Source organism: Lysobacter sp. Root983 (assembly GCF_001429345.1).
Taxonomy (GTDB): domain Bacteria; phylum Pseudomonadota; class Gammaproteobacteria; order Xanthomonadales; family Xanthomonadaceae; genus Lysobacter.
Genome location: NZ_LMJO01000001.1, coordinates 384,643 through 400,820 on the forward strand (window position 1 = coordinate 384,643; position 16,178 = coordinate 400,820).

Annotated in this window: 18 protein-coding genes; 8 read left to right on the forward strand and 10 right to left on the reverse strand. The window is 68.4% G+C overall.

The window, feature by feature from the left end; translation table 11 throughout:
- Positions 1-46 precede the first annotated feature (46 nt).
- The gene (locus tag ASE43_RS01760) at positions 47-385 is read left to right on the forward strand and encodes an iron-sulfur cluster assembly accessory protein (RefSeq protein WP_056174597.1); all 339 of its coding nucleotides are present in this window, start codon (positions 47-49) and stop codon (positions 383-385) included.
- A 217-nt stretch (positions 386-602) separates the two neighbouring features.
- Positions 603-2,360: a DUF885 domain-containing protein gene (locus ASE43_RS01765; protein WP_082607038.1), complete on the forward strand. Its 1,758-nt coding sequence runs from the start codon at positions 603-605 to the stop codon at positions 2,358-2,360.
- 352 nt (positions 2,361-2,712) lie between these two features.
- On the opposite strand, the gene ASE43_RS01770 is transcribed toward ASE43_RS01765, so the two are convergent.
- The 10 genes from ASE43_RS01770 to ykgO form a co-directional block, all read right to left on the reverse strand.
- Positions 2,713-3,918 carry a TraB/GumN family protein gene (locus ASE43_RS01770; protein ID WP_056174599.1) on the reverse strand — a complete coding sequence of 402 codons (1,206 nt, stop codon included), beginning with the start codon at positions 3,916-3,918 and terminating at the stop codon, positions 2,713-2,715.
- 124 nt (positions 3,919-4,042) lie between these two features.
- Positions 4,043-4,783: a hypothetical protein gene (locus ASE43_RS01775; RefSeq protein WP_057159260.1), complete on the reverse strand. Its 741-nt coding sequence runs from the start codon at positions 4,781-4,783 to the stop codon at positions 4,043-4,045.
- 235 nt (positions 4,784-5,018) lie between these two features.
- On the reverse strand, positions 5,019-5,945 hold the full coding sequence (locus ASE43_RS01780) for an alpha/beta fold hydrolase (RefSeq protein WP_056174605.1): 927 nt from the start codon (positions 5,943-5,945) through the stop codon (positions 5,019-5,021).
- A gap of 22 nt (positions 5,946-5,967) precedes the next feature.
- Positions 5,968-6,579, reverse strand: coding sequence for a TetR/AcrR family transcriptional regulator (locus ASE43_RS01785; RefSeq protein ID WP_056174606.1), 612 nt, complete (start codon positions 6,577-6,579; stop codon positions 5,968-5,970).
- Positions 6,580-6,654: 75 nt separating this feature from the next.
- Positions 6,655-7,200 (reverse strand): GNAT family N-acetyltransferase, encoded by a 546-nt coding sequence (locus tag ASE43_RS01790; protein WP_235568625.1) that lies wholly within the window; start codon positions 7,198-7,200, stop codon positions 6,655-6,657.
- Positions 7,197-8,084, reverse strand: coding sequence for a carbon-nitrogen hydrolase (locus ASE43_RS01795; protein ID WP_057159261.1), 888 nt, complete (start codon positions 8,082-8,084; stop codon positions 7,197-7,199). Before ASE43_RS01795 ends, ASE43_RS01790 begins: the two co-directional genes overlap by 4 nt.
- 95 nt (positions 8,085-8,179) lie before the next feature.
- Positions 8,180-8,596, reverse strand: a complete 417-nt coding sequence (locus tag ASE43_RS01800) for a hypothetical protein (RefSeq protein ID WP_057159262.1) — start codon at positions 8,594-8,596, stop codon at positions 8,180-8,182.
- A gap of 26 nt (positions 8,597-8,622) precedes the next feature.
- Entirely contained in the window at positions 8,623-9,654 is a 1,032-nt protein-coding gene (locus ASE43_RS01805; protein WP_057159263.1) for an agmatine deiminase family protein, read from the reverse strand.
- 22 nt (positions 9,655-9,676) lie between these two features.
- A complete protein-coding gene (locus ASE43_RS01810) occupies positions 9,677-10,012 on the reverse strand; it encodes a hypothetical protein (RefSeq protein ID WP_056174615.1) in 336 nt (111 codons plus the stop codon).
- 185 nt (positions 10,013-10,197) lie between these two features.
- On the reverse strand, positions 10,198-10,323 hold the full coding sequence (gene ykgO / locus ASE43_RS01815) for a type B 50S ribosomal protein L36 (RefSeq protein ID WP_010342887.1): 126 nt from the start codon (positions 10,321-10,323) through the stop codon (positions 10,198-10,200).
- Positions 10,324-10,512: 189 nt separating this feature from the next.
- On the opposite strand from ykgO, the gene cmk reads away from it, so the two are divergent.
- From cmk to ASE43_RS01845, 6 genes are all read left to right on the forward strand, one after another.
- Complete coding sequence (gene cmk / locus ASE43_RS01820) at positions 10,513-11,199, forward strand: (d)CMP kinase (protein WP_056174617.1); 687 nt, start codon at positions 10,513-10,515, stop codon at positions 11,197-11,199.
- Positions 11,200-11,400: 201 nt separating this feature from the next.
- The gene (gene rpsA, locus ASE43_RS01825) at positions 11,401-13,092 is read left to right on the forward strand and encodes a 30S ribosomal protein S1 (protein WP_056174620.1); all 1,692 of its coding nucleotides are present in this window, start codon (positions 11,401-11,403) and stop codon (positions 13,090-13,092) included.
- 163 nt (positions 13,093-13,255) lie between these two features.
- Positions 13,256-13,558 carry an integration host factor subunit beta gene (locus ASE43_RS01830; protein ID WP_055906732.1) on the forward strand — a complete coding sequence of 101 codons (303 nt, stop codon included), beginning with the start codon at positions 13,256-13,258 and terminating at the stop codon, positions 13,556-13,558.
- A gap of 192 nt (positions 13,559-13,750) precedes the next feature.
- Complete coding sequence (locus tag ASE43_RS01835; protein WP_056174623.1) at positions 13,751-14,005, forward strand: LapA family protein; 255 nt, start codon at positions 13,751-13,753, stop codon at positions 14,003-14,005.
- Positions 14,006-14,008: 3 nt separating this feature from the next.
- Positions 14,009-15,184, forward strand: a complete 1,176-nt coding sequence (gene lapB / locus ASE43_RS01840; protein ID WP_056174625.1) for a lipopolysaccharide assembly protein LapB — start codon at positions 14,009-14,011, stop codon at positions 15,182-15,184.
- Positions 15,185-15,188: 4 nt separating this feature from the next.
- The gene (locus ASE43_RS01845; RefSeq protein ID WP_057159264.1) at positions 15,189-16,175 is read left to right on the forward strand and encodes a hypothetical protein; all 987 of its coding nucleotides are present in this window, start codon (positions 15,189-15,191) and stop codon (positions 16,173-16,175) included.
- The last annotated feature ends 3 nt before the right edge of the window (positions 16,176-16,178 follow it).

The following is a 16,178-nucleotide window of genomic DNA, read 5'->3' on the forward strand; positions in this document are numbered from 1 at the left end:
CCGCGGCCCGCCTGTTACCATGACCGCCTAGCAACGAGAGTCCCCGATGTCCGTCAGCCTCGCCCCCGCCGCCCTCGAACGCGTCCGCCATTTCCTGGCCGAGGCGCCCGATGCCTTGGGCCTGCGTTTCGGCGTGACCCGCACCGGTTGCTCGGGTTGGCAGCACATCGCCGATCTGGCCCGCGACCAGCGCCCGGGCGACACCGTGTTCGAGCAGGACGGCGTGCGCATCTACGTCGATCCGATCAGCCTGCCGCTGGTCGACGGCACCCGCATCGAGTTCATGAAGCAGGGCCTGGGCGAGCAGTTCGTGTTCCAGAACCCGAACGTGAGCGCCGAATGCGGCTGCGGCGAGAGCTTCACCACCGCCGCCGACGCGGCCTGAGCCCGCGCGACCCGGCCGGGTCGCGACCTCCCCTGACGATTCCGATCCCGCGCCGTGCGCGGCGGGTCGCCTCGTCTCGACCGCGACTGAAACCTCGCCCGCCCGCGCGCAGACCCAGCCTGTCCGAATCGGTCCGATAGTGCCGACATTGACTTTCGGCCTAGCGCCGATGCGCAAGTCGCGGGCTAGACTCGGGATCCGCTTCCAGGGGATCGCCATGTTCCGCAAGCTCGTGTTCGCCGCGCTCGCCGCGGCCGTGTTCGTCGCGCCCGCGCATGCGCAGAATGCCGACGCCCGCCTCAAGGCCTATTTCGAGGCCGAGTGGGAGCGCGGCCTGGTCGAGAGCCCGGAAGGCGCCAGCTACAACGGCGACAACCGTTTCAACGACCGCTGGACCGACCGCAGCCTGGCCGCGATCGCGCAGCGCGAAGGCGCCGACCGCGATGCGCTGAGCCGGCTCAAGGCGATCGACCGCGCCGCCCTGTCGGCCGACAGCCAGCTCGACTACGACACCTACGCCTGGAACCTGGAGCGCAACATCGAGCGCCAGAAGTTCCGCGAGTACCTGCAGCCGGTCGGCCACCAGGGCGGCGTGCAGACCGCCGACGGCATCGCCGAGGTGCTGCCCTTCGCCAGCGTCAAGGATTACCGCGACTGGCTGGCGCGCTTGAACGCGCTGCCGGCCACGATCGAACAGACCACCGTGCTGATGCGCGAAGGCCTGAAGCAGGGCAGCACGCCGCCGCGCGTGCTGATGCAGCGCGTGCCGGCGCAGATCGCCTCGCAGATCGTCGACGACCCGGCCAAGAGCGCGTTCTACCGTCCGTTCCTGCGCTTTCCGGCCACGGTGCCCGAGTCCGACCGCGCCGCGCTGCAGGCCCAGGCCAGGCAGGCGATCGCCGAGCGCATCGTGCCCGCGTACCGCAAGTTCGCCGCCTTCTTCAACGACGAATACCTGCCCAAGACCCGCACCGGCATCGCCGTGGCCGAGCAGCCCGACGGCAAGGCCTATTACGATTTTCTGGCGCGCTACTACACCACCACCGACCTGAGCGCCGAGCAGATCCATCAGACCGGCCTGCAGGAAGTCGCGCGCATCCGCGCGCAGATGGAGCAGGTCAAGGCCGAGGTCGGATTCAAGGGCACGCTGGCGGAGTTCTTCGCCTACCTGCGCAGCGATCCGAAGTTCTTCTACAAGACGCCGCAGGACCTGCTGACCGCGTATCGCGCGCTCTCCAAGCGCATCGATCCGGAGCTGGTGAAGGTATTCCACACCATCCCGCGGCAGCCTTATGGCGTGCGCCCGATCCCCGACAACATCGCCCCGGACACCACCACCGCCTATTACCAGCCCGGCGCCGTCGATGGCAGCCGCGCCGGTTTCTACTACGTCAATCTGTACAAGCCGGAGGTGCGCCCGAGCTGGGAAATGATGGCCTTGTCGCTGCACGAGGCCGTGCCCGGCCACCACTTCCAGTTCGCGCGCGGGCTGGAGCTGCCGGAGCGGCCGATGTTCCGCCGCACCGCCTACTTCGTCGCCTACGGCGAAGGCTGGGGCCTGTACGCCGAGCAGCTCGGCTACGACATGGGCCTGTACGACGATCCCTACGACCGCTTCGGCCAGCTCACCTACGAGATGTGGCGCGCGGTGCGCCTGGTGGTGGACACCGGCATGCACGCCAAGGGCTGGAGCCGCGAGCGCGCGATCGCCTACTTCAAGGACAACGCCGCCAAGACCGACCAGGACATCGTCAACGAGGTCGACCGCTACATCGGTACGCCGGGGCAGGCGCTGGCCTACAAGATCGGCCAGCTCAAGATCTCGGCGCTGCGGGCCAAGGCCAAGGCCGCGCTGGGCGAGCGTTTCGACCTGCGCGCGTTCAACGACGAAGTGCTGGCGACCGGCTCGGTGCCGCTGCAGGCGCTGGAGGCGCATATCGATGCGTGGATCGCGGCGGAGCAGGGCAAGCGCTGAGCTTGCTTGGCTGCTGGGGAAAAGCAAATCCCCCTCAATCCCCCTTTTTCAAAGGGGGAAGACAAACAGGTGCGATGCGGGACTTTCCAAAGTCGACGGTTCCCCCCTTTGAAAAAGGGGGCTAGGGGGGATTTGCTCCACCCGCTCTCAGGCGCATATCGACGCGTGGATCGCGGCGGAGCAGGACAGGCGCTGAGCGCGCTCGGCTGCTGGGGAAAAGCAAATCCCCCTCAATCCCCCTTTTTCAAAGGGGGAAGACAAACCGGTGCGATGCGGGACTTTCCGAAGTCGACGGTTCCCCCCTTTGAAAAAGGGGGGCTAGGGGGGATTTGCTCCACCCGCTCTCAATCGATCACCCGATCAACTTGCCCAACATCCGCAACCCACCCGTCCACACGCCGATCGCGGTACCCAGGCTGGTCAGGAAGAAGTTCAGCAGCACGCGCGCGACCCGGTTGCGCCACCAGCCGCGCAAGGTCTGGACGTCGTCGCGCAGGGCCATGAAGTCGGCGTAGGTGGGCTTACGTACCCAGGCCTCGGTGAGCGCGCTGAGCGTGCCCGAGGCCAGGGCCGGGTGCAGCGGGGTGATCGGCGAGGCCACGAACGCGACCAGGATGCTCAGCGGATGGCCGCCGGCGACCGCGCAGCCGATCGCGCCGAGCACGCCGGTGGCCAGCACCCACTGCAGCAGCAAGTCGGAACCGACGTCGATGCCGCCGCGCCAGAAGCCCCAGGCGAAACCGCCGAGCACGAACGCGGACAGGATGATCGTGAACCAGGGAATGCTGCTCTTCTGCGGCAGCGATTCGAGTTCCTCGCGCACCGTCGCCGGCGCGCGGGTTTCCTCGCGCAGGTGCTGGGCCAGGCCCTGCAGGTGGCCGGCGCCGACCACGGCCAGCACTTCTCGCGCGTCGCCGTGCGATTCGCGCAGGCGCGCGGCCATGTAGCGGTCGCGCTCGGCGATCACGCTTTCGTACAGCTGCGGGCTTTCGCTGGCGAATTCGCCGAAGCTGGATTCGAGCATGTCGCCTTGCTTGAGCTTCTCGATCTCCTCTTCGCCGACCTCCTCGTCGACGAACAGCGCCGCCAGCAGGCCGCCGCCGAGCTTGGCCCGGCCCCACCAGCCCAGCTTGCTGGAGGCGCGCTTGAAGGTCAGGCCGACCTCGCGGTCGATCAGGTGCACGGGCAGGTCGCGCTGGCGCGCTTCCAGCACCGCGCGCTTGAGTTCGGCGCCGGGCTCGATGCCCAACTGCTCGGCGAGCCGGCGCTGGTAAGCGGCCAGGGCCAGGTTGGCCGCGAACAGCGCGGTCTTGCCGGTGCGCAGAACCTGGATCAGGTCCAGGCGCGCGAGCGCGTCGGGGTCGGTGAGCGCCTGCAGGCGCTGCGGGTCCAGTTCCACCGCGACCGCGTCGTAGGCGCCGCTGCCGATCGCGTCGCGCACCGCGTCCACGCTGGCCTGCGACACGTGCGCGGTTCCGAGCAGGGTATAGCGGACGCCGTCGCGTTCGACGATGGCATGGGGTTGGCCGTGCAGGCCGTCGCTGATCGGTGCATTCATTCGGTGATTGGGCGCCGTACGGGGGCTGGCACAGGAAGGCCGGCAGGATAGAGGCTGGGGGAGATAGCGGCAAACCGCGTAGGTCCGACCGCGGCCGGGCCCGGAAGTGCCCGGGCCGGCGCGATCACTGATCGCGCGCGTCGAACGGGGCCCGATACCAGAACACCAGGCCCAGCGCGAGCAAGACCGCGCCTATCCAGCGTAGCCAGCGCGGCCACGCCGGCGCGGGCTGGAGCAGGTCGAGCTGGCTCACGAACAGGGTCTCGCAGGCGCCGTTGCCGGTGTCGTCGCGCGACAGCGAGGTGCCGCGCACGAAGTTCATGCCGGCCTGGTGCTTGTACACCGCCAACTGGCCGCGCAGGCGCACCTGGTCGCCCACGCGCAGGTCGCGGATGCGTTCGGCGATGTCGCTGCGCTCGGTCAGCAGATGATTGTTAGACAGGGCGCGGGTGTGTTCGGGCCCGATCGCGGCGTCGCCGCCGTAGCGGAAATTACAGGTCCACTGGCCGTTCCAGAACGCCATGCGCTCGTAGGCGCCGTCGCTGGCGTTGGCGCCCCAGACCAGGCACAGGTCGGCGACGTTGAGGTGGTCGTTGGCGCGGGTGTGGAAGCTATCCCAGAACGTGTCCGAGTCGTGCCGGCTCACCACCAGGCCGGTGATGTCGTAGTCGGCGACCGGCTCGATGCGGTAGTCGACATCGCCGGCGCGCACCGAGAACGGCGCCTCCTCGACCGCGCGTTGGCGCGGTTCGGTCAGGACCTCGGGCAGCAGCAGGCCGTGCTCGGGCACGGTGTCGCGCTTGAGGTAGCCGAACGCGAGCAGGCCGGCGCCGAGGATCAGCAACAGGCGGACCGGGGAGATCACGGGCGCGCGCTCCTGCGTGCGTCCGAGCGTGCGCGTCGGGCGTGGGTGTGCGTAGCCGAATTCACCGCGTCTTCCCCTGGTTTCGCCGCGGCCCGCGGGCCGCCAGCGCGCAGAGTAGAAGCAAGCGCGGCGCCGGAACAAGAGCGGCGTCGCGGCTCAGGGCGCGGCGCCGGCGCGGCGGCTCATCGGCGGCAACGCGGCGCGGGTATCGGTGGGCGCCGCGCCGCCTGCGCGCTCACGCCCAGCCGTAGGGCAGGTTGGGGCTGGACACCATGCGATCGCCGACGCACTCGCCGTGCAGGAAGCGCAGGCCGGCGTCGATCACGCCGCGGTCTTCGAGCACGCGCTTGTGGCCCAGCCCGGTGGTGCTGAGCAGGCGCGAGTCGGGCCAGTAGCGCGCGTAGCGTTCGCCCTCCGACCACGGCACTTCACGGTCGCCCAGGTCGTGCACGATCAAGGCCGGGCTGGCGATCGCCGGTGCGTTGAGGTGCGCCTGTTGTTCCTGAAAGCCGATGCCGATGCGCGCCTCGAAGTAGGCGAACATGCGCCGACACAGGTGCTCGCCGATCCAGACCAGATCGGCGAAACGGTGGGCCGCCGCGACCGGGTCGGCGGCGGGCGCGATCAGCACCGCGCGCTCGGCGCGCAGGCCGCGCGCCATCGCCAGCAGGGTCGCCGCGCCGCCCAGCGAATGGCCGATCACCGCCGCCGCCGGGCCGTAGTGGCGGCCGACCGCGAGCAGGTGGTGGGTGAAGTCGGGCAGGGTGCTCTGACGGCCGGGGCTCTTGCCGTGCGCGGGCTGGTCGAACGCGACCACCGCGTAGCCGTCGCCGCGCAGGCGCTCCAGCCAGGGCGCGATGCGGGTGCCGTGGCTGGACCAGCCGTGCGCGAACAGCACATAGGGCTGGCGCTGCGGATCGCCCCAGACGTAGGTGACGATGCGATGGCCGTCGACCTCCAGTTCGCCCTCCTGGGCGCCATGGCTGGGCGCGGCCAGCGCCCGGCTGCGCGAGGACGCGAACGGGGTGCTGAACAAGCGCGCGGCGCGCTGCACGGCCGCTTCGGGCGCGAAACGGCTGCCGATCAGGAAGCCAAGGCGGACGCCGTAGAGTTTGATAAAACTACGAACGGTCGTGCTAATTTTGGAGATAAGCGGGTACATGGCGGAGCCTCTCTGCGCGAGCTCAGGCGGTGGGGGAGGAGTAGGAACGGATCAGGCGTTCGAACGCGCGGTGGCCGCGCTCGACGCTGGCTTCGAAGCCGAACAGGCCGGCGTCGTGGTGCACGACCAGGGCCAGCCCATAGATCTCGAACGCCAATTGGTGGGCGTCGGTGTCGGCCTGCAGTTCGCCGGCATCGACCGCCATCTGCACGGCGCGCGCGATGTCGTTGCGCCAGCGGGTTTCGTGCTGCAGCACGCGATCGCGCAGCACGCCGGGGCGGTCGTCGTACTCGTTGACGGCCGACAACAGCACGCAACCGCCGGAGGTGTGGCGGGCCCAGTCGAACCAGGCGGCGATGATGGCGCGCAGGCGCGGCAGACCGCGCTTGGCCTTCAGCGCCGGCAGCAGCACGTACTCGAGGAAGCGCTGGCCGGCGGCGTCGAGCACCGCCAACTGCAGGTCCTCGCGCGAGCCGAAGTGGGCGAACACGCCGCTCTTGGACATGCCCACCGCCTGCGCCAGCGGACCGATCGACAGGCTCTCCAGACCGCCGCCGATGGCGATGCTGTAGGCCCGGTCGATGATGGCGTCGCGGGTGGCGGCGCCCTTGCCGGTGGCGGTCAGATTGGACATGGCTGAGAAAATAGCACGTTCGTTCGTTTTGCGCCTACCGCTCGTCGGCAGAATGGCAAATTCAGCGTGCGCGACTCAGCGCGATTCCGGCGCCGCGCCATCGCCCGGACCCAGCGGGCGCAGCATCTGCACGGTATCCAGCCAGCGCCCGTGCTTGCGCCCCAAGCCTTGGAACACGCCCACGGTGCGAAAGCCCAGGCGCTCGTGCAGGGCCACCGAGGCGGCGTTGGAGCCGTCGCCGATCACCGCCACCATCTGCCGATAGCCGCGCGCCTCGCAGTCGGCGATCAGCGCCTGCAGCAGGGCGCGGCCGACGCCGCGGCCCTGGCAACCGGGCTGCACATAGACCGTGTCCTCGACCGTCCAGCGGTAACCCTCGCGGCTGCGGTAGCTGCTGGCGTAGGCGTAGCCGGCAAAGCCGCCATTGAGTTCGGCGACCAGATAGGGATAGCCCTGAGCCAGCACACCCTGCCAGCGCCGCGTCATCTCGGCCAGGTCCGGCACTTCGTATTCGTAGGTGGCCACGCCCTCACGCACTTCCAGCGCATACAGGGCGGCGATCGCCGGCAGATCGCCGGCGACGGCGGCGCGGATCAGCGGCGCGGCGGCCACCGCGCTCAATCGCGATAGCGCTTGAGCAGGTCGCCGTAGGCGTCGATGCGGCGGTCGCGCAGGAACGGCCAGATCCGGCGCACGTGCTCGCTGCGCTGCAGGTCGACCTCGGCCATCAGGATCTCGGGCTCGGCCTGGGCGGACTGGGCCAGGAACTCGCCCTGCGGGCCGAGCACGTGGCTGGTACCCCAGAAGTCGATGCCGGACGCGCCTATCGGCGACGGCTCGTGGCCGACCCGGTTGCAGCTCAGCACCGGCAGGCCGTTGGCGACCGCGTGGCCGCGGTGGCTGAGCACCCAGGCGTCGCGCTGGCGGTCCTTCTCGGCCTGCTCGTCGCTGGGATCCCAACCGATCGCGGTCGGATACAGCAACAGCTCGGCGCCGGCCAGCGCCATCAGGCGCGCGCCTTCCGGGTACCACTGGTCCCAGCACACCAGCACGCCGAGGCGGCCGACCGAGGTCTGGATCGGCTCGAAACCGAGGTCGCCCGGAGTGAAGTAGAACTTCTCGTAGAAGCCCGGATCGTCCGGGATGTGCATCTTGCGGTACTTGCCGGCGGTGGAGCCGTCGGCGTCGAAGACCACCGCGGTGTTGTGGTACAGGCCGGCCGCGCGGCGCTCGAACAGCGAGCTCACCAGGACCACGCCGTGCTGCTTGGCCAGCCCGCCCAGACGCTCGGTACTGGGGCCGGGGATGGTCTCGGCCAGGTCGAATTCGTCCACCGACTCGTGCTGACAGAAGTAGGGGCCGTTGTGCAGTTCCTGCAGCAGCACCAGCTTGGCGCCGCGCTTGGCGGCTTCGCCCACGCGGTCCTCGATATTGGCGAGGTTGGCCTCGCGCGAGCCGTGGTCGCGGTCCTGGATCAGGGCGACGGGGAGAGTGGTCTTCTTCATGGGCGGATTCGTATGGGCGGGCCCGGCAAGCCGGAGCGGCGGCGTAGCCTGGCATTGTAAGGCTTGCGGGTCTGCGACAGCCCGAGTAGCGGTCGCTATTGCTGGGCCGCCTCGGGCGGCCAGAGGGCCGGACGCCCCGCACGCAGGAAATCCAGCAACTCGTCTTGCGACACGCCCTGATTGACCCAGCGTAAAGGCTGGGCCCGCAGCACGGAGTGCGCATAGGCCAAGGCCTGCGCCGGCTCGTCCGCGACCATCGTCGGCTCAGGCTGTGCCTCGTAAAGGTCGTGCAGATCGCACAGCGCGTAGAGGTCCAGCGATGTTTCGCTGAGCGATCCGCCGACATCGGCGGCGTGGTACTCGCGGACTTCGATCCCGGCCTGGGTCGGGCACAACTCGATCCAACGCACCGATCGTTCGCCGAGTGGGCCGACGCTGCCGCCCATGAACTGTTCCAGCGTCGCACCGCGTCTCAGGGTCGACTCCAGGAAGGCCGGCGCGAGGTGACGCATTCCGCGGCGCCGGCTGCCGGAATCGCTTAGACCAGCCCGGCCGGCAGCTGCATGGTGATGCAGTGCAGGCTGCCGTTCTGCCAGATCAGCGAGCGGCAGGGCACCGCCACGATCTCGCGATCGGGGAAGGCCTGGGCGAGTACCGCCTGGGCGTCGGCGTCGGCGGCATCGCCGTAGGCCGGCATCAATACAGCTCCGTTGACGATGAGGAAGTTGGCGTAACTGGCTGCTAGCCTTCGATTTTCGTCGATGATCGGCTGCGCCCACGGCAGCGCGAACAGGCGATAGGGCTGACCGTCGCGGGTGCGCAGTGCGGCCAGCTCGGCGGCCATGGCCTGCAGTTCGGCGTAGTGCGAGTCGGTCGGGTCGTCGCAGCCCTGGTAGACGATCGCGTCCGGGCCGGCGAAGCGGGCCAGGGTGTCGATATGGGCGTCGGTGTCGTCGCCCTCGAGGTAGCCGTGGTCCAGCCACAGCACGCGGTCCTGGCGCAGCCAGTCGGCCAGTTTGGCGGTGATCTCTTCGCGGCTGGCGTCCGGATGACGCTCGTGCAGGCACTGCCAGGTGCTTAGCAGGCTGCCCGCGCCGTCGGTTTCGATGGCGCCGCCTTCCAAAGCAAAATCAATGCTTTGGCGCTCACTCTTCGAGAATATTCCCAAGTCGTGCAGGCGCTCGACCAGCAGATCGTCCTGGCTGGCGTCGAACTTGCCGCCCCAGCCGGTGAAGCGGAAATCGAGCAGGCGGAAGCCGTCGCCGGCGCGCAGGCTGATCGGGCCGGAATCGCGCAGCCAGGTGTCGTCGTAAGGCGCTTCGACGAAGCGCACCCGGTCCATGTCGATGCGGGCCGAGGACAGGCGCGCACGCGCATAAGCCTGCACGTCGTCGTCGGCGACGCAGACGATCGCCGGCTGGAAACGGGTGATCGCCGCGACCAGGGCGATGTAGGTCTCCTCGACCTCGCCCAGGCGATCGGCCCAGTCGGTGTCGGCGTTGGGCCAGGCGATCAGGACCGCGGACTGGGGTTCCCACTCCGCGGGGAAGCGCAATGCTTGCTCGGTCAAAACTACGGTCTCGTTCGGCGGCTCAGCGCACGGGCGGCTTGGGCCCGATCTCTTGCGCGTCGGCCTTGTTGGCGACCACGTCGACCACCTTGTTCTTCTCGAAGTACACGGTGAACGCCGGGTAGACCCAACGGTTGATGGTGGGCCACTGGCGCTTCTGGCCGCCGCGCGGGTCCAGGCGTTCGGCCGGGGCGCCGTAGCGGGCCTCGACCTGGGCCATGGTCTGGCCGCGGACGGGCATGGCCGCCTTGTTCTCTTCGGACACGCGCTCGATCAGCAGGGTGTCGGCGGAGGCGGCGGTGGACAGGAGCAGCAGGGCGGCAAGCGCGAGTACGGCAGGAGCGGTGCGGGACGTCATGGGTGCAACCTCGCTGGAGGACGCGAGATTGTACGCACAAGCCCCGATACCACGGCAGCACGCGGCCGTCACGTTTTCGCGATTCGGCCGGGCCGGCGAGGGCGCCGGTACGCAACGCAGAAAGGCCGCCTCGCGGCGGCCTTCCAGTCGAGCGGTTCGAGGCGCGAACGCCGCGAACGGGCTTCTTAGCGCTGACGCGCCTTGAAACGCGGGTTCGACTTGCAGATCACGAAGACCTTGCCACGGCGGCGAACGACTTTGCAGTCGCGGTGACGGGCCTTCGCCGACTTCAGGGAGGACAGGACCTTCATGACAGACCTCGGCAACAGGATTGGAATAGACAGCCCGCGATAATAGCGGGTAAATCCCACTGCGATCAAGTGTTTGCGCGAAATAAATTGCGGGTGGGCCGAATCGGGCCCCGCCGCGCATCCGGATCGGGGCGCTTGCGGCCGTCACGATGAACAGGGAAGGGCCGGCGTCCTTGCATAATAGCCGGCATGACTACCCCTCACGACAGCAGCATCCCCGTCCTCACCATCGACGGCCCCTCCGGCTCCGGCAAGGGCACGATCAGCCGCCTGGTCGCCCAGTCCCTGGGCTGGCATTACCTGGATTCCGGCGCCCTGTACCGCGCGGTCGGCGTCGCCGCCGGCTGGGCCGACCTCGACCTGGCCGACCCGGCCGCCCTGGTCCGCTGCGCCTTCGACACCCGGATCGGCTTCCGCGACGACGAGCGCGGCGAGCTGCGGGTGCTGGTCAACGACCAGGACGCCACCGACGAGCTGCGCACCGAGACCGCCGGCGCGGCCGCCTCGGCCATTGCCGCCATCCCCGAGGTCCGGGCCGCCCTCAAGGACCGCCAGCGCGCCTTCCGCCAGCCGCCGGGCCTGGTCGCCGACGGCCGCGACATGGGCACGGTGATCTTCCCGGACGCCCCCTACAAGGTGTTCCTGACCGCCAGCGCCGACGAAAGGGCGGAAAGGCGCTATAAGCAGTTGAAAGACAAAGGGGTTTCCGTTACTTTAGACGGTCTGCTGCGGGAGATTCTCGCCCGCGACGCCCGCGATGCACAGCGAGCGGTGGCACCGCTGCGCCCGGCCGACGACGCCGTGCGCATCGACACCACCGGCCTGGGCATCGCGCAGGTGGTCGAACGCGTGCTGGCCTTGTTGCCGGCGCGCTGACGTTTCCGCAAACGCGGATCGAGCGCGGCAGTACGCAACAAAAAACAGCCCCGCCGTAATTCCGCGGCGGGATCCACAACGACACATGGTGCAGTCCATCGCGCCACATAACGGGTGGGTCGACCACGTGCTGCTTGCGTCGCTACGACAGCGACGATGCCAGCCGGTGCGGCCCGTGTGTTCAACCGAGTAAATCAACCAATGACCGAATCATTTGCCGAGCTGTTCGAATCCAGCCAGCAGTACCTGGCCAAGCTGAAGCCGGGCGCTATCGTCGTCGGCGTAGTCGTGGAAGTCCGCGGCGACGTCGTCGTGATCAACGCCGGCCTGAAGTCCGAAGGCATCGTGCCGATCGAACAGTTCCGTAACGACGCCGGCGAGATCGACGTTGCCGTTGGCGACGAAGTCAAGGTCGCCCTCGACTCGATCGAGAACGGCTTCGGCGAAACCGTGCTGTCCCGCGAGAAGGCCAAGCGCGCGATGGTGTGGGACGAGCTCGAAGAGGCGCTCGAAAAGAACGAGACCATCACCGGCCGCATCAGCGGCAAGGTCAAGGGTGGTTTTACCGTCGACATCAAGGATGTCCGCGGCTTCCTGCCGGGTTCGCTGGTGGACGTGCGCCCCGTGCGCGACTCCGCCTACCTGGAAGGCAAGGAGCTCGAGTTCAAGCTCATCAAGCTCGATCGCAAGCGCAATAACATCGTCGTCTCCCGCCGTGCGGTGGTCGAGAGCGAGTACAGCGTCGAGCGCGAGCAGCTGATGGAGAAGCTGCAGGAAGGCGCGATCCTGAAGGGCGTCGTCAAGAACCTCACCGATTACGGTGCGTTCGTCGACCTCGGCGGCATCGATGGCCTGCTGCACATCACCGACATGGCGTGGAAGCGCGTGCGTCACCCGTCGGAAGTCGTGGAAGTCGGCCAGGAGCTGGACGTCCGCGTGCTCAAGTACGACCGCGAGCGCAACCGCGTCAGCCTCGGCCTCAAGCAGCTGGGCGAGGATCCGTGGGACAACATCGCGCGCCGCTACCCGGCCGACACCCGCGTGTTCGGCAAGGTCAGCAACGTCACCGATTACGGCGCGTTCGTCGAGATCGAGCCGGGCGTCGAAGGCCTGGTCCACGTCTCCGAAATGGATTGGACCAACAAGAACGTCAACCCGTCCAAGATCGTGCAGGTCGGCGACGAGGTTCAGGTCATGGTGCTGGACGTCGATGAAGAGCGTCGTCGTATCTCGCTGGGCATGAAGCAGGTCACCTCGAACCCGTGGGAGACCTTCGCGGCCATCCACAAGAAGGGCGACAAGGTCGAAGGCCAGATCAAGTCGATCACCGACTTCGGCATCTTCATCGGCCTGGACGGCGGCATCGACGGCCTGGTCCACCTGTCCGACATCAGCTGGAACACCACCGGCGAAGACGTGGTCCGCAACTACAAGAAGGGCGACACGCTCGAAGCCGTCGTCCTGGCCGTGGATCCGGAGCGCGAGCGCATCAGCCTGGGCGTCAAGCAGCTGGAGCAGGACCCGATGGGTCAGTACGTCGCTTCCAACGCCAAGGGCTCGATCGTCAAGGGCGTGGTGAAGGAAGTCGACGCCAAGGGCGCCACGATCGAACTCGCCGACGGCATCGAAGGCTACGTCGCCGCACGCGACATCGCCAAGGAGCGCGTCGAGGACGCCAGCCAGTACCTCAAGGTCGGTCAGGAAGTCGAAGCCAAGATCGTCGGCACGGACCGCAAGGGCCGTTCCATGCAGCTGTCGATCAAGGCCAAGGACGAAGCCGAGCAGCAGGAGGCCCTGGCCGACTACAACCGTTCGGCGTCGGATGCCTCCAGCGGCACCACCAAGCTGGGCGCGCTGCTGCGCGAGCAGCTGAGCGGCAACAAGTCCGAGTAATACCAGCGTCAAGGCGCGCCGTTCCGGGCAACCGGATCGGCGTGGCCGCACTACCGCGGAGGCGGCCCGGCCGAGCCGGGTCGCCTTCGATTTGTGGCACCGTCGCGGCGCCGTCGTATCGGCACCGTCCCGACATCCCAGTACTAGAGCTTGCGCAGCGCCCATGACCAAGTCCGAACTCATCGAGATCCTTTCGCAGCGTCAGGCCCACCTGAAGGGCGACGACGTGGATCTGGCGGTGAAGGCCTTGCTCGAAATGATGGGCGGCGCGCTGTCGGTGGGCGAACGCATCGAGATCCGCGGCTTCGGCAGCTTCTCCTTGCACTTCCGTCCGCCGCGCCTGGGCCGCAACCCCAAGACCGGCGAGTCGGTGGCATTGCCCGGCAAGCACGTCCCGCATTTCAAGCCCGGCAAGGAACTGCGCGAACGCGTCAGCGGCGTGGCGCCGCTGGATGACGAAGCCTAAGGGCTAGGAACGAGCTTAGAGCAGTGAGGAGCGAGTAGGGCGGCGTTGCCGTGCGCTCGTCATCGCGCTTTGTCGTTTCGCTATTCTGGCCGCTGGCATGGCCGGCATCGGCTTTTCTCTAGTTCCTCGTTCCTCTGCACTCGTTTCTGGCCTTAAGCTAGAGCGACATCGCGGACGTTGGACCCATCCCCCATGCGCCTGATCCGTTTCCTCATCGCCTTCGTCTGCCTCGCGGCCGGCGCCACCGTCGGCGCGCTCAATCGGCAGATCGTGCCCATCGACTTGGGCTTCGGCACCTTTCCGACCACTCTGGGCGTGGCCCTGATCGTGTCGCTGCTGATCGGCGTGCTCGCCGGCGGCCTGGCGATCACGGCCAGCCTGGTGCTGCCGCTGCGTCGCCGCCTGGCCCGCGCCGAGCGCGCCGCCGCCGCCCCGCGCGAGGCCTGACGCATGGAATTCATCAGCGAGTGGTTCTGGTTCTTTCTGCTGCTGCCGATCGCGGCCGTCAGCGGCTGGGTGATCGGCCGTCGTGGCGGCGAACGTCACAGCGACAACCAGGTCAGCCACCTGTCGACCACCTACTTCCGCGGCCTGAACTACCTGCTCAACGAGCAGCCCGACAAGGCCATCGAGATCTTCCTGCACATCGCCGAGCTCGATAAGGACACCTTCGAGACCCAGGTCGCGCTGGGCCATCTGTTCCGCCGCCGCGGCGAAGTCGATCGCGCGATCCGCCTGCACCAGGCGCTGGTGCAGCGCCCCGGCCTGAGCGATCAGCAGAAGGTCCAGGCGTTGCTGGCCTTGGGCGAGGACTACATGCGCTCGGGCCTGCTCGACCGCGCCGAGACCGTATTCAGCGACCTGGTCGCCTTGGACATGGCGCCGCTGGCGCTGCGCCACCTGATCGGCATCTACCAGTCCGAACGCGATTGGGACAAGGCGATCGAGAACGCGCGCCGCTACGAGGCCGCCACCGGCGAGCCCATGGGCAAGCTGATCGCGCAGTTCGAGTGCGAACTGGCCGATCGCCATCGCGCCGCCGGCGACGTCGAGGCCGCGCGCGGTTCGGTCAAGCGCGCCTTCGATGCCGACGCGAACTCGGTGCGCGCCGGCATGCTCGAGGGCCGGATCGAGGTCGAGGCCGGCAACGACGCCGCCGCCATCCGCGCGTTCGAGCGCGTCGCCCGCGCCGATCCCGACTACCTGCCCGAAGTGCTGCCGGCGCTGCTGAGCTGCTACGAACGCGACGGCGACCCGACCGGTGCGCGCGCGTTCCTGGCCGAGATGTGCGAGCACTACCGCGGCATCGCGCCGGTGCTGGCCCTGACCCGCATGGTCGAGGCCGAGGACGGCGTGCCGGCCGCGCGCAGCTATCTGGCGCGCCAGCTCAAGGACCGGCCCTCGGTGCGCGGCGAGGCCGCCCTGATCGACCTGACCCTGGCCGAGGGCGCCGATCCGCTGGCGACCCTGCACGATCTCAAGCACATCACCGACCAGCTGCTGGTGCGCAACCCCAGCTATCGCTGCAACCGCTGCGGCTTCGGCGCGCGCAGCCACCATTGGCAATGCCCCAGCTGCAAGGAATGGGGAACGGTCAAGCCGCTGCTGAACTACGCGGTGGTCTGATCCCATGGCGAGTTGGCTGCTCATCCACCTGCTGATCGGAGCGGTCGGCACCTGGCTGGCGCGTTGGTACGCGCTGCGCAACGAACTGATCGACCAGCCCGGCGAGCGCCGCAGCCACGCCGTGGCGACTCCGCGCGGCGGCGGCATCGCGCTGGTGATCGCCCTGCTGGTCGCGACCCTGGCCCTGGCCGTGCGCCTGCCCGCGCAGGCGCCCTTGCTGGCCGCGTTCGGCCTGGGCCTGGCCCTGGTGGCCGGGGTCGGCCTGATCGACGACCACCGCCCGCTGTCGGCCTCGCTGCGGCTGGCGGTGCACGCCGTGGCCGCGGCGGTGCTGGCCTACGCGGTCTGGCACGTGCTGGACGCGCCCTGGCTGGCCCTGGGCGCGTTCGTGGCCGCGCTGGCGCTGACCAACGTTTGCAACTTCATGGACGGCATCAACGGCCTGGCCGCCAGCCAGGCCGCCCTGATCGCCGTGGCGCTGGGTTGGCTGGCCGGAGCGCCGGGGCTGTGGCTGGGTCTGGCCCTGGCCGCGGCCTGCCTCGGTTTCCTGCCCTTCAACTTCCCCAAGGCCCGGATTTTCATGGGCGACGTGGGCAGCGGAGCGCTCGGCTATGCCCTGGCCGGGCTCATGGTCCTGGCCGCGACCGTGCTGGGCAGCCGATCAGCGGTCGTCCTGATGCCGCTGTCGGCGTTCTTTATCGACGCGGGCTTGACACTGTTGCGCCGCATGCTGCGTCGGGAAGCGTGGTGGACGGCGCATTCTCAGCATGCATATCAGGTTTGGGCCAGGAGGGTAGGGCACACCAAAGTCACCATCGCCTACGCCATGCACACCCTCGTCGCTGTGCTGGCGCTCCCAGTCCTGCTGCAAACGAGAATGGCTTTCATGTTGTGTACGGTTGCGGCGTGGTATATGTCCGGCGCTTTTTTGTGGTGGTGGTTACAACGCGCCGGCTCCGAGCCGGCGTTGAATTCTCCCGGCAAGGTATAGGGG